This is a genomic window from Apibacter mensalis, from assembly GCF_001418685.1.
GTDB lineage: Bacteria > Bacteroidota > Bacteroidia > Flavobacteriales > Weeksellaceae > Apibacter > Apibacter mensalis.
Map to the genome: position 1 here is coordinate 27,712 of NZ_LIVM01000012.1, position 14,076 is coordinate 41,787.

Annotated in this window: 11 protein-coding genes; all 11 read right to left on the reverse strand. The window is 32.4% G+C overall.

Going from position 1 to position 14,076, the window contains the following annotated elements; all coding sequences use genetic code 11:
* Window positions 1-109: 109 nt before the first annotated feature.
* A complete protein-coding gene (locus ASC36_RS08535; RefSeq protein WP_055426080.1) occupies window positions 110-841 on the reverse strand; it encodes a Bax inhibitor-1/YccA family protein in 732 nt (243 codons plus the stop codon).
* A 109-nt stretch (window positions 842-950) separates the two neighbouring features.
* Window positions 951-1,382, reverse strand: a complete 432-nt coding sequence (gene rpiB, locus ASC36_RS08540; protein WP_055426081.1) for a ribose 5-phosphate isomerase B — start codon at window positions 1,380-1,382, stop codon at window positions 951-953.
* Window positions 1,383-1,393: 11 nt separating this feature from the next.
* Window positions 1,394-2,902, reverse strand: coding sequence for a glutamate--tRNA ligase (gltX, locus tag ASC36_RS08545; RefSeq protein WP_055426082.1), 1,509 nt, complete (start codon window positions 2,900-2,902; stop codon window positions 1,394-1,396).
* Window positions 2,903-2,969: 67 nt separating this feature from the next.
* The gene (locus tag ASC36_RS08550) at window positions 2,970-4,595 is read right to left on the reverse strand and encodes a hypothetical protein (protein ID WP_141656243.1); all 1,626 of its coding nucleotides are present in this window, start codon (window positions 4,593-4,595) and stop codon (window positions 2,970-2,972) included.
* A gap of 178 nt (window positions 4,596-4,773) precedes the next feature.
* Window positions 4,774-5,820, reverse strand: a complete 1,047-nt coding sequence (gene ilvC, locus ASC36_RS08555) for a ketol-acid reductoisomerase (protein WP_055426084.1) — start codon at window positions 5,818-5,820, stop codon at window positions 4,774-4,776.
* Window positions 5,821-5,833: 13 nt separating this feature from the next.
* A complete protein-coding gene (gene ilvN, locus ASC36_RS08560) occupies window positions 5,834-6,388 on the reverse strand; it encodes an acetolactate synthase small subunit (RefSeq protein ID WP_055426085.1) in 555 nt (184 codons plus the stop codon).
* 8 nt (window positions 6,389-6,396) lie between these two features.
* Complete coding sequence (locus ASC36_RS08565) at window positions 6,397-7,068, reverse strand: class I SAM-dependent methyltransferase (protein ID WP_055426086.1); 672 nt, start codon at window positions 7,066-7,068, stop codon at window positions 6,397-6,399.
* Window positions 7,069-7,078: 10 nt separating this feature from the next.
* Window positions 7,079-8,785: a biosynthetic-type acetolactate synthase large subunit gene (gene ilvB, locus ASC36_RS08570; RefSeq protein WP_055426087.1), complete on the reverse strand. Its 1,707-nt coding sequence runs from the start codon at window positions 8,783-8,785 to the stop codon at window positions 7,079-7,081.
* Window positions 8,786-8,814: 29 nt separating this feature from the next.
* Window positions 8,815-10,641, reverse strand: coding sequence for a dihydroxy-acid dehydratase (gene ilvD / locus ASC36_RS08575; RefSeq protein WP_055426088.1), 1,827 nt, complete (start codon window positions 10,639-10,641; stop codon window positions 8,815-8,817).
* A gap of 571 nt (window positions 10,642-11,212) precedes the next feature.
* Window positions 11,213-12,283: a 3-isopropylmalate dehydrogenase gene (gene leuB / locus ASC36_RS08580; RefSeq protein WP_055426089.1), complete on the reverse strand. Its 1,071-nt coding sequence runs from the start codon at window positions 12,281-12,283 to the stop codon at window positions 11,213-11,215.
* Between the two features lie 222 nt (window positions 12,284-12,505).
* Window positions 12,506-14,017 (reverse strand): alpha-isopropylmalate synthase regulatory domain-containing protein, encoded by a 1,512-nt coding sequence (locus ASC36_RS08585; RefSeq protein WP_055426090.1) that lies wholly within the window; start codon window positions 14,015-14,017, stop codon window positions 12,506-12,508.
* Window positions 14,018-14,076: the final 59 nt, after the last annotated feature.

Below are 14,076 nucleotides of genomic sequence, written 5' to 3' on the forward strand. Positions count from 1 at the left end.
CGATTTGATTTATATTTTGTTTTAATAATGCTATTTTATTATATGTAAATAGGTGAATAAAAACTTTATTCACCTACAAACTATATTTAAAGTTTTTTAAAAAGAAAATTTATCTTCTTGAACCAAGAAATTTAAGTAAATATAAGAAGAGATTAATAAAATCTAAATATAGAGACAATGCTCCTTGAATAGCTGTTTTAGAATAGCTTTCTCTCTCATAGGCATTTATTTGAGCTCCTAAACTCTTAAGAGTTTGAGTGTCATAAGCTATTAAACCTACAAATATTAAAACTCCTACAACTGAGATAATTAAATCTAACATTGAATTTTTTAAGAAAATATTTACAATTATAGCTAATAGTACCCCTAATAAAGCCATAAATAAAATTCTTCCAAATTTTGTAAGATCTGTCTTTGTAAAGTAACCATATAAGCTCACTATAGCAAACGTTCCTGCAGTGATAAAAAATGTGGAAGCTATAGAAGACATCGTATAGGCTAAAAAGATCATAGCTAGAGTCATTCCGTTTATAAAAGAATAAAACAGAAAGATTGCCGATGCTAACCCTAAAGTCATTTTATAGATTGCACCACTTAATGCAAATACTAATCCTAATTCACCTATAATTAAGGCGTAATATAGAAACGTGGGACCAGTAGGAGTAAACATTAGGTTTAATAATCCCGGTGAATTAGCTGTAAAATAAGCTGTAAAACCGCTTATAAATAAAGCTAAACTCATCCACATGTATACTTTAGATATGAATGCAGCTTGTTGTTTAGCTAGGGCATTTTTTTGAAACGATTGTTCAAGTGTGTTTCCGTAATCTTTAAAATTCATTTCCTTGGTTATTTATAATTTCAAATATACAACATTTTATACTATATAATCAGGCAATATCTATTCCAAAAATGGTTAATAAAATTTTGTCATATTAATAAAATTTGCTTTACCATCTAGAGATTTTATCCACGCGGAGTTGGTGTCTTCCTCCTTCAAAATTGGTTGATAAAAAAGTATCTATTATTTCCCGAGCCAATTCTTTAGCAATAAAACGTGCGGGAATTGAAAGTACATTAGCATTATTATGCTGTCTTGCCAGTCGGGCAATATCTGTCTGCCAACAAAGAGCACAACGAATTCCGGAATGTTTATTAGCTGTTATGGATACGCCTTCACCGCTGCCGCAGAACAATATTCCAAAATCATATTCATTATTTTCAACAGCAATAGCTAATGGGTGCACAAATTCCGGATAGTCTACACTTTCTCCCGAATAAGTTCCAAAATCATGAATTTGATTTCCTTTTTCAGTGAGATATTTAAATATATAATTTTTATACTCAAATCCTGCATGGTCTGAAGCTAATGCTATCTTCATGGCATACTGTTTTAAATTTGTAATTCTAAATTTTTTAAACGTTTCAAACTTTCTTTTTTCCCTAATATCTCCATGATAACAGGAATGTCCGGTCCTTTAAGATCTCCAACTAATGCTAAACGTAAAGGTTGCATAACTTTTCCAAAGCCCAATCCGGATTTTTCTACATATTCTTGAATATATGCATGTAATTCTTTTTCGGTAAAAGATACGGATTCCAAATTAGTTATTAATTGAGATAGTAACGCTTTTGTATCTTCTTTAACAACTTTCTTGAAGCTTTTTTCATGGTAATTAGAAGGAGCTACCCAGAAAAATGATCCTACTTCCCATATTTCTTTTACAAAATTAACTCTTTCTTTTAATAATTCGATTATCCGTACATCTTTAGTATTTTCTGTTTTAATACCTTTTTCTTCCAGAATTTTCTGAAATTCAGGAAGTAATTCATAAGCTTTGGATTTTATAATATATTCATGGTTAAACCATTTGGCTTTTTCAGGATTGAAACGGGCACCGGATTTATGAACTTTTTCAAGGTCAAATTCGTGAATCATTTCGTTCAGAGATACTATTTCTTTGTCATCGGATGGAGACCATCCCAATAATGCCAACATATTTATAAAAGCTTCAGGTAAATAACCTTCTTCTCTATATCCTATAGAAGATGTACCTTCTTTTTTGTTTTTCCAAGCAAGAGGAAATACAGGAAATCCATATTTATCCCCATCTCTTTTGCTTAATTTACCTTTTCCTTCCGGTTTTAGTAGTAATGGTAAATGGGCAAATTCCGGAGATTTCCAACCCAATGCCTCATATAGCAATACATGTAGGGCTAAGGAGGGAAGCCATTCTTCTCCTCTGATAACATGTGTAATTTCCATGATATGATCATCCACGATATTGGCAAAATGGTAGGTAGGCATTCCGTCAGTCTTTACCAGAACCTTATCATCTAAAGTAGAAGTATCGACTGTAAAGTTTCCACGAATACTATCTTTTAAAACTAGAGTCCGATGTGGTGAAATTTTAAATCGGATAACGTAAGGAACTCCCTCATTTAATTTTTTTTGAACTTCTTCAGAAGATAAAGTAAGGCTGTTATTTAATTGATTGCGAACTTCATGATTGTACGAAAATACTTTACCTTGCTCCTCATAATCTTTTCGCAATTTTTCCAATTCTTCAGGAGTATCAAAAGCTAGGTAAGCATAATTAGTTGTAAGTATTTTGTCTATATATTTTTTATATATATGTTTTCTTTCAGATTGCTTATATGGCGCAAAGGGACCTCCTTTTTCAGGGCTTTCATCAAGTTCTAATCCGCACCATTTCAAGGATTCAACAATATATTTTTCAGCGTCTTCCACATAACGGTTTTGATCGGTATCTTCAATACGCAATATAAACTTACCATTATTTTTTTTTGCAAAAAGATAATTATATAAAGCGGTTCTAACTCCTCCGATATGTAAATATCCTGTGGGACTGGGTGCAAATCGAACTCTGATTTCTGACATTTTCTATATTTTACTACACAAAAGTAACAAAGAAAAAAGATATTTTATATAGTATTGAACCTTAAATTTATTTAATTTTTTTGTAAGTTTGATAGTAATTAAAAATCTTGTTATATTGGTTATCTAAATATCGTAATAATTTAGTTTTATCTTTTTCATTAAGTTCTGCTATAAATCGGGTAGTATTTTTTCCTTTAGCTCCAAAGAAATGAAGATTTTTATTATTTTCTGAATAAGGTATTTGGGTTACTCGATATGCAATATGGTTTTCTTCTAATCTTGTTAAGTTTGATTTAAAAAAATAATCGATAGGTATAGGGGAATTTTTTTCTAACTTTTTTAATTGTGAAATCTGATAATGAATATTTAAACTAAGATAAAAATTTAGGACAAGAGAGATTATTATAAATAAAAATGTATTGATGCATATAATTAATGATGTTAAATGAGTCCAGAATTTAAGATATATATTTTTTATTGATTTATACTCCATTATAAGAAGTATTAAAATTGTGCATAAATAGAGTTGAGGGACCATTCTTGCAAACCAAATATCAGGAAATGATACAATACTCATCATGATTCCTAACATCAAATAATATAGAACCGGGGGTGCTTTAATCGGGATAAATAATGAAATAATAAACAGAAGGATTGTTAAAATAATTATACCTCCAAAAAAAGGTCCGAATCCTCCATAAGTTATCGACACTTCATTAAGAACTTTAATTTCTGAAAGCTTGATAGAAAAAGGTATTTTAAAATTAATTGTTTTCTTACTACTTCCGGTGTAAGAAAAATAGGATATAAAAGCTTTTTCAATTCTATTTTTACCGTAAAATTCTTCGCTCACATGAGAAGATAATAAATTTTTTACTTTTTCTTTTCCAAAGGCGGGATGAAAAATGTGGAAATTGTTTTTTATATTAGTATAGTAGGGATTTATATTAGTTAATGGAAATATAAATAATCCGCTTATAAAGAAAGGAAATAAATATTTAAATGTTAATTTGTGATTTTTCCATAATAAGGTTAAGGCAAATAGTACGAAGATAAAGATCAATAAAATAGAGGTAAATTTTAATGATGAGAAAATAGATAAGATAAAAATAAAAATAGCTAATTCAATTTTATTATAATTTTTCAATAATGAAATAAACGAGCAGATTAATATCAGTAAACAAGAAAACATGAAACCATCTAAATAATAAGTAAATATTTCTGTAATTACGATAGGGTTCACACAAATAAGAAAGGTATAAACATATTTTTTAAAAATACTTAGTTTCGTTTGCTTGAGAAGTTGAAAAACATAAACTAAAGAAGCTATAAGAACAATCATGTTGATGAGTTTCCCAGATTCCATTTTTTGAGTAAATGAATAGATGGAAGCAGCAATGATTTCGTATCCTTTAGGATACGATTGTACGTATATTTGAGCTACATTAGTTTTTGAGATTTCGTAAATAGGATTCCATCCTTTATATAAATTTATAATACTTTCTAAGTGATACCATTGACCATCTGCTGAGAGATCATAAAAAAATATACTAAGAAAATATGATAACAAGTATATTATACCGGTTATAAGCCATTCATACAGATGATTTTTTTTGGTTAAAGAAAGAAGTATGAAATAAGATACTATAAATGAAAAAAATATGGTAAGTCCAGAGAGGCTTATTTTAAACAAAAAAAATAGGTTTGATAAAAATAATGTTAAAAAAAGTGGAGAAATTAAAAGAAAAATTAATGCTAATGGATTAAAAAAAGTAGATTTTCTATTATTTATAAACATTTAAACATGATTTTAATTTATAAATATAAAAAGGAACATGCAAGATACATATTCCTTTTTTATATAATACTAATTAATTATTTTCCGGTCTTAATTCTCTAACCACTGCTCCTGCTTTCCACATTTCACTTTCACGGAGAGCTTTAAGTTCTTCTTCCAATTTTTCGCGATAGTCTGGTTTAGAGTTTGTGTCGATCGATCTTTGAGCCTCATTTCCACAAGCCACTTCTGAGTATAATTTTGCAAATACAGGTTTGGTAGCATCATGAAAAGGAGTCATCCAATCTAATGCTCCTCTTTGAGCAGTTGTTGAACAGTTTGCGTACATCCAATCCATACCTTTTTCAGCAAAAAGAGGCATTAAAGATTGTGTAAGTTCTTCTACAGTTTCGTTAAAAGCTTCAGATGGTGTGTGTCCGTTTTCACGTAATACTTCGTATTGTGCTAATAAGATACCTTGAATAGCACCCATTAGAGTACCTCTTTCTCCGGTAAGGTCAGAATATACCTCGCGCTTAAAGTCTGTTTCGAATAAATATCCGGAGCCAACACCTATACCTAAAGCAATAGTTCTGTCTTTAGCTTTACCGGTAGCATCCTGATAAACTGCATAACTGGAGTTTAATCCTCTACCTTCCAAAAACATACGTCTAAGGCTGGTTCCTGAACCTTTGGGAGCCACTAATATTACATCAATATCCTTGGGAGGAACGATTCCGGTACGATCATTAAAAGTAATACCAAAACCGTGAGAAAAATATAAAGCTTTACCTGAAGTTAAATGAGGCTTTAATTTTGGCCAAACTTCAATTTGAGCTGCATCTGACAATAAATATTGAATAATAGTTCCTTTAGAGGCAGCTTCTTCTATATCAAATAAAGATTCTCCCGGAACCCAACCGTCCGCAATAGCCTTATCCCATGTTTTTCCTCCTTTACGTTGACCAACGATTACATTGAATCCGTTATCTCTTAAGTTTAATGCCTGTCCGGGACCTTGTACACCATATCCAATAACAGCAATGGTTTCATCTTTTAATGTTTCCCTGGCTTTTTCTAAAGGAAACTCATCGCGAGTAATTACATTTTCAACTACTCCTCCAAAATTCATTTGTGCCATCTTGTTAATATTTTTAATTTTTTATTAAAGATTCTTTTATTTTTAATTCATTTAACATATCACTTAATCGTTCTATTTTTGATGTATTTACAGCTATTCTTCCTGAACGAATAAATTGCAATACTTTAATGTTTTCACTTAATTCTTGAAACAATGCTTGTGTATCAGTATAATGTCCTGTTTTTTGAATGACAACACAAATCTCGTTAATTTCAAGTATCTGGGCATTATATTTTCTAATTAAATTTTCAACTGAGCCGATTTTTAAAAATTCCGGGGTAGGTAATTTATACAATGCAATTTCCTGATGAATTAATTCATCGTCAGTATTATAATAAGATTTTAACACATCAACGCATTTGTCAATTTGTTTAACTACTTTTTCAATCATTTCTTTATCGCATAGAACCGTAATGGTAAATTTATGTATGCCCTCAATAGCTGATGGTGATACCGATAAAGTTTCAATATTTAAAAATCTTCTGGTAAAAACACTGGTTACCTGACCTAAAAGTCCGACTGTGTTCTCCGAAAATATGGTTACTGTGTATAACGTTTTATTTTTCATGGTTATTTTTACTTTTTAGCATATAAAACTGCAAAGTCATAATATTTATAAAGACAATCAACATGTTTAAATCCTGCATTTTTTAGCCAAGTTACTTGTGCAAGTATTGGACTTCTTTTATCTAATTTAATTCTTTCATAAGAAGCGTTTATCTCATCCGGAGTAAGTCCGCTATTTTCAATTTGATATCTCCAACGAGTGTCATAAAATTTTGAAAAATACTCATCTTCTCCTGATACTTGTTCTGCATTTATGAATACTCCCTGATTTTTAAGATAAGAAAAAATGGAATTATAAAGTTTAATTTTATCCGTATCTTCTAAATGATGAATAGCTAATGAGGATACAACAGCGTCATAAGGTTTTGTAACTGTATATGTGGTAAAATCTTGACAAATGATATGGATGGATGGATGGGTTTTAAACCTGTTTTTTGCAATCTCTAACATTTTTTCTGAAAGATCAACCAAAGTTATTTTAGCATTTGGATATTTTTGAAGAATAAATTCGGATAATAATCCGGTTCCTGCTCCTAAATCTAAAATTTCCGGAGAGGAAGTTAATGGATTTAAATTCTCGACCGCTATTTTATAAAAATCATGAAAACAGGGAATTAATTTTTCTCGTTGTTTGTCGTATTGTCGGGCAACAGAGTTAAATAGAGTTTCAATAGTTTTCATAACATAGAATTTATATTTGGTTAGTTTCCCCTAATAAAATGTTAGTTACGCAAGAACCTGCCGGAATCATCGGATAAACCATACCTTGTATTTCTACCTGAACATCTAATAAGTAAGATCCCTTGTGATTAATCATTTCTTCAATTGCTTGATCCAATTCTTCTCTTTTGCTTATGGTTTTAGATTTTATATGGTAAGCTTCACCTATGGCTTCAAAATTTGGATTTTTCATGAGTGTCTCAGAATATCTCTTATCAAAGAACAATTCTTGCCATTGGCGTACCATTCCGAGAAAATGATTGTTCAGAATAATAATTTTAATATCAATATCATATTGCATAATGGTTCCCAATTCTTGAATGGTCATTTGTATTCCACCATCACCCACGAATAAGCAAACGGTTCTATCAGGAACAGCTATTTTGGCACCTATGGCAGCAGGTAAACCAAATCCCATGGTACCAAGTCCTCCCGATGTGATAACGCTTCGGCTTTGTTTGTATTTAAAATACCGAACGCCCATCATTTGGTTTTGTCCCACATCGGTTACTAATATTCCTTCATGATTGGTAGCTTCAGAAACCTTTCTTACTACTTCTCCCATTTTTAAGCTGCCGGATTCAGGATACAATTCTTTTTTAATCACGGCTTCATATTCTTTTTCGTTATATTCTCTAAAACTTTCTAACCACTCTGTATGATTATTTTTTTTCAGTAATTTAGTTACTTCTGCTAAGGTAGTTTTGGCATCGCCTAAAACTTTTACATGGGTTTTTACATTTTTATTAATCTCTGAAGGATCAATATCAAAATGAATAATTTTTGCCTGTTTAGCATAAGTTTTTAAATCACCGGTTACCCTGTCATCAAATCGCATGCCTATGGCAATTAAAACGTCACATTCATTGGTTTTAACATTTGGAGCCACGTTTCCATGCATTCCCAACAGTCCCACGTTCAAAGCATGTTCAGTAGGTATGGCTGAAAGCCCTAACATAGTGGAGGCACCGGGAATATGTGCTTTTTCCAAAAACTTTTGAAGTTCTTCTTCAGCACCACTTAAAATAACACCTTGACCTATTAAAGCCAATGGTTTTTTAGCTTCGTTGATTAATTTTGCAGCTTCTTGGATTTCCTCTTGTTTTAAATCCGGGATGGGTTGATAACTTCTGATAAAATTGATTTTTGCAGGAGAATATTCGATTTGCCCTTGCAAAGCATCTTTGGTTATATCTAAAACTACGGGACCTTTACGACCATTATTAGCTATATAAAAAGCTCTGGCTACAGCCCAAGGAATATCTTCGGCATTTCGTATTTGATATGTCCATTTGCTAATAGGTTTGGTTATTCCTACCACATCAGCTTCCTGAAATGCATCACTTCCCAATAGACCGGATAATACTTGTCCGGATATTACCACAAGAGGAGTGCTGTCAATCATAGCATCTGCAATACCTGTCACCGTATTAGTGGCTCCGGGACCTGAAGTTACCAAAACTATTCCGGGCTTTCCTTTTGCACGGGCATAGCCTTGTGCGGCATGAGCCGCCGCCTGTTCATGACGTACAAGAAAATGATTGATTTTATCTTTATAATCGTATAAAGAGTCGAATACCGGCATAATAGCGCCTCCCGGATATCCGAATATGGTATCTACTCCTTCTTTAAGTAAGGATTGTATTAGGGCCTCACTTCCTGATATATTAGTATTCATAGTCTTTATTCTTATTGTTTATTCATTAATTATATTATTCTTACTGCACCTAAATCAGCTGAGCTAACCATACTTGCGTACGCTTTTAATGCTTTGGAAATTTTCCGATCCCTTTGCGGTTTAAATGCATTATTTCCTTTTGAATTTTCTTGCTCTCTGCGAAATTCTAATTCTTCATCGGATATTTTGACGTTTATGGTGCGATTAGGAATATCGATCTCAATGATATCGCCATCTTCTACTAAACCGATGGCTCCTCCGGCAGCTGCTTCCGGAGAAACGTGCCCTATAGATAAACCGGACGTACCTCCTGAAAATCTTCCATCCGTGATTAATGCACATTCTTTTCCCAAATGCTTGGATTTTATATAAGAGGTAGGATAGAGCATTTCCTGCATACCGGGCCCACCTTTTGGACCTTCATAGGTAATAATTACTACATCTCCGGATTGAACTTTTCCTGATAAGATGCCCTCACAAGCAGCATCTTGAGATTGAAATACTTTAGCTGTGCCTGTAAACTTAAATATACTTTCATCTACTCCTGCAGTCTTAACTACACATCCGTTTAAGGCTATATTGCCTTTTAAAATAGCCAAACCGCCATCTTTAGTATAAGCATGATCCCAATCACGAATGCACCCTTCAGATCGATCGGTATCTAGAGTAGGGTAGACAGAATTTTGAGATCCCATTATTAAGTTAAATTTATTTCCCGGAGCTGATCTGTATAAATCCAGTGCTTCTTGGGTAGGTTTTTCCTTAGTAATATCGTATCTATCAATAGCTTCTTTTAAAGTATATCCGTCTATACGATGAGTCGAAGTATCAATTAAATTAGCTTTTGCCAATTCACCTAAAATTCCCATAATTCCTCCCGCTTTATTTACATCTTGTATATGATATTTAGTTGTATTGGGTGCTACTTTACAAAGACAAGGAATTTTTCTTGATAAGGCGTCGATATCATCCATAGTGAAATCTACTTGAGCTTCATTGGCAATGGCTAATAAATGAAGAATAGTATTAGTGGATCCGCCCATAGCTATGTCTAAAGCCATAGAATTTAAAAAAGCTTGTTTAGTAGCTATGTTTTTTGGTAGAACAGATTTATCTCCCTGTTGATAATATTTATAAGCATTTCTTACAATCATGGCAGCTGCATCCTTAAATAGTTTTTTTCTATTTGTATGAGTGGCTACTACTGTTCCATTCCCGGGTAATGCTAACCCAATAGCTTCGTTTAAACAATTCATGGAATTTGCAGTAAACATTCCCGAACAGGATCCACAGGTAGGACAGGCAGATCGTTCAATCGCATTAACTTCTTGATCTGACACCGTAGTGTCCGCAGATTTAATCATGGCATCAATTAAATCTAAATGTTGGTTATTTAATTCTCCGGCTTCCATGGGACCACCTGAAACAAAAATAGTCGGTATGTTCAATCGCATGGATGCCATAAGCATACCCGGTGTAATTTTATCGCAGTTGCTTATGCAGATCATGGCATCTGCTTTATGAGCATTTACCATGTATTCAACGCTATCGGCAATTAAGTCTCTGGAAGGAAGAGAATATAGCATTCCATCATGTCCCATAGCTATACCATCATCTATGGCAATGGTATTGAATTCGGCAGCAAAACAGCCTAAAGCTTCTATTTCTGATTTTACATACTGTCCTATTTGGTGTAAATGCACATGTCCGGGTACAAATTGGGTAAATGAATTGACAATCGCAATTAAAGGCTTTCCCATTTGTTCTTCTTGCATACCGTTTGCTCTCCAAAGAGCACGGGCTCCAGCCATTCTTCGACCATGAGTACTGGTGTGACTTCTTAACTGGTATTTCATTTTTTTAGTTTATTTTATTTCTTTTATAAAATTTAAGCCCTTTCTTTCATAGGGAGAAAGGGCTTATGAATATTTTTAATAACTACAATTAATTTTACTTATCTCCCTTTCTCTGATTAATAAACATTGACCAGAATAAGAAGAAGTAATAATATGTAGTTTCGATGAGACATTGGTTATAAGTATGTATTTTATAATAATGGGACAAAATTAAGATAGTTTTTTGTAATGTCCAAATATTATTTATTAATAAAATAATATTTGATGAAACTAAATAATAATTTAATGATAAAAATATAAATTAAAGTTTACAATTTATATTGTATTGATTTATTAGCGGGTAATTTTTTTGTATATTAAACTTAGGCTAAAATTTAACGATATTTTTATGATAATTAATTAAAATACAGTATTTATTTTATTTAATAACTTTAAAATAGTAATTAACTTTTATGTTTATGAATTCCTTAAAGTGTTGATTGTATTTTTTCAAATTTTTAAAGTCAAATTAGAGGTAAAAGGGCTTCCTCACAATGAAGCCCTTTTTATTAATAAAAAATGGATTTTTAACCTATGAATTTTTAATATAATCTACGATCCAATTTCCAACTTCAAAGGTTGAATAAGCTTTCCCGTCGAATGCAATGTCTTCAGTTACAATTTTTTGTTCCATGGATGCATCTACAGCTTTTCTGATTAGTGCGCCTTCTTTTTTCAAATCAAAAGCATATTCAAACATTAATGCGGCAGACAATATAGTTGCTAGTGGATTTGCTATATTTTTTCCTGCAGCTTGTGGGTAAGAACCGTGTATAGGTTCAAAAACCGAAGTATGGATACCGATTGATGCAGAAGGTAACATTCCCAAAGATCCGGTTATAACGGAAGCCTCATCGGTAAGGATATCCCCAAAAAGGTTTTCAGTAACTAAAACGTCAAAACGCTTAGGCCATTGAATAATTTGCATGGCAGCATTATCTACAAACATATATTCCGTTTCAATATCCGGAAATTCTTTCTCAATTTCTTGAGATACTTGTCTCCATAAACGAGATGAACAAAGTACATTTGCTTTGTCAACTATAGTTAGTTTTTTATTTCTTTGTCCTGCTAGTTTATAAGCTAACCTAACAATTCTTTCAATTTCTTCTCTGGTATATACGCATGTATCGTAAGCGGTATTACCATCTTCACTTCTTCCTTGCGGGCGGCCAAAATATAATCCTCCGGTTAGCTCCCTTACACACATAAAATCTGCACCTTCCACAAGATCAGGTCTTAGTGGGGATTTATGTATTAATGAAGGAAATGTATTTATAGGACGAAGATTTGCATATAAACCAAGCTCTTTTCTCATTTTTAATAATCCTTGTTCCGGACGAACTTTAGCCGAAGGATTATTATCATATTTAGGATCTCCAATAGCACCAAATAAGACAGCGTCTGAATCCATACATAAATTATGTGTTTCCTGTGGATATGGATTACCGGTTTTGTCTATAGCTATGGCTCCTACTAAGGCTTCTTTATAGGTAAGCTCATGATTAAATTTTGTGCATATGGCTTTAGTAACTTCTAAAGCTTGAGTTATAATTTCAGGACCTATCCCGTCTCCGGGTAATATGGCTATATTTAATTTCATTTTATATATGTTCTTAATATTAATATTTCTATCTTTATAGGAATGCTTTTTATAACATTGATCACATCAACTAATGAATGAAAATGTTTCATAACACATTTATGTAATACTTTGTTTCGGTCATAGTTTGAAAATATCTTTTCATATCAGAATAAATTAAGCAATTGAAATTATTAATTTGGAATAAGTTGAAAAATGAATTTTATTGATGTAATAAAAATTTCAATGTAGATTTTCAATTATATTCAACATCTTTTCGGTCGCTTTTATGGCTGCTTCGGTTTGGTCTACATCCAACCCCCTGGTTTTAAATTCATACTCATTTAATTTCCAAGATATAACCGTTTGGACAAGAGCATCCGTTTGTCCGCCGGGCGGAATGATTACTTTATAGTTAGTAAGAATAGGTTTTGCCTTATTCAATTTTTTATATATGAGACTGATTGCTTGAGAAAAGGCATCGTATTGTCCATCTCCGGAAGCTGTTTGTTCGTATATTATTCCATCAATTTCCATTCGTAGGGATGCAGTAGGATGTAAACCTTTACTTAAAACTAAAGCATATGAAAGTATTTTTACTTTCTTTTCATTTTCATGGGTGTTTAATACATCCGAAATAATGAAAGGCAGGTCTTCCTGAGTAATTATTTCTTTTCTATCTCCTAATTCAATGACCCGATTGGTTACCTTAATCATATCTTTTTCATCCAATTCAATTCCTAAAGCTTCAATATTTTTTTTAATATTTGCTTTTCCGGATAATTTGCCTAGGGCATATTCTCGAACTCGACCAAATCTATCCGGATGCAGATCATTATAATAAAGATTGTTTTTATTGTCGCCATCGGCATGAATTCCTGCAGTTTGGGTAAAAACATGCTCACCGATTATCGGTTGATTGGAAGAAATATTTAGTCCTGAATAAGTCTCTACTACTCGGCTTACTTTATTTAGCATATATTCTTTAACGGATGTTTTTATTTTCATCTGGTCATGAAGAACTGCGATTACACTGGGCAATGGAGCATTTCCAGCCCTTTCTCCTAATCCATTCATGGTTACATGAATACCGTTTATACCTGATTCTGCTGCCGCCATTACATTGGCTACTGCCAAATCATAATCATTGTGTGCATGAAAGTCAAAATGTATATTTGGGTAACGTTTTACTATTTCCGTGCAAAAAAGTTTAGTATTATTAGGATTAAGTATGCCTAATGTATCAGGAAGCATAAAGCGTTTGATTGGGAGATCCTTAAGGTGATCGATCATGAAAAAAACATGTTCTTTGGAATGGATCATGCCATTAGACCAATCTTCCAAATATATATTAACCGATATATCCATCGATTGTGCAAGAGAAATATCGCGCTTAATATCTTCTACATGTTGTTCCGATGTTTTACGTAATTGCTCCGTTACGTGTTTTAGTGATCCTTTGGTTAATAAATTTATCGTTTTGCATCCGGATCTTTTTATCCAATTTAAGGAAATGCCTTGGTCAATAAATCCTAATATTTCCAATTTATCTAAATGTCCGGCATTATCGGCCCAAGAAGCTATTTTTTGGACTGTCAAAAATTCTCCTTCAGAAACTTTAGCAGAGGCAATTTCTAATCTATTTATTCCCATATCTATAAGTAGACGGGCAACGCTTAGTTTTTCCTGCATAGAGAATGACACCCCGGAAGTTTGCTCTCCATCACGGAGAGTGGTATCCATAATTTCTATCATACTATTGTTTTATTATTGATATGTGATATACCTAATAAGACCATTATTTAGAAATATGA

Excerpts from the sequence above, each read along its gene's own strand:
- ASC36_RS08535 (WP_055426080.1), bottom strand. The coding sequence starts at position 841 with ATGAATTTTAAAGATTACGGAAACACACTTGAACAATCGTTTCAAAAA.
- rpiB (WP_055426081.1), bottom strand. The coding sequence starts at position 1,382 with ATGAAGATAGCATTAGCTTCAGACCATGCAGGATTTGAGTATAAAAAT.
- gltX (WP_055426082.1), bottom strand. The coding sequence starts at position 2,902 with ATGTCAGAAATCAGAGTTCGATTTGCACCCAGTCCCACAGGATATTTA.
- ilvC (WP_055426084.1), bottom strand. The coding sequence starts at position 5,820 with ATGGCACAAATGAATTTTGGAGGAGTAGTTGAAAATGTAATTACTCGC.
- ilvN (WP_055426085.1), bottom strand. The coding sequence starts at position 6,388 with ATGAAAAATAAAACGTTATACACAGTAACCATATTTTCGGAGAACACA.
- ASC36_RS08565 (WP_055426086.1), bottom strand. The coding sequence starts at position 7,068 with ATGAAAACTATTGAAACTCTATTTAACTCTGTTGCCCGACAATACGAC.
- ilvB (WP_055426087.1), bottom strand. The coding sequence starts at position 8,785 with ATGAATACTAATATATCAGGAAGTGAGGCCCTAATACAATCCTTACTT.
- ilvD (WP_055426088.1), bottom strand. The coding sequence starts at position 10,641 with ATGAAATACCAGTTAAGAAGTCACACCAGTACTCATGGTCGAAGAATG.
- leuB (WP_055426089.1), bottom strand. The coding sequence starts at position 12,283 with ATGAAATTAAATATAGCCATATTACCCGGAGACGGGATAGGTCCTGAA.
- ASC36_RS08585 (WP_055426090.1), bottom strand. The coding sequence starts at position 14,017 with ATGATAGAAATTATGGATACCACTCTCCGTGATGGAGAGCAAACTTCC.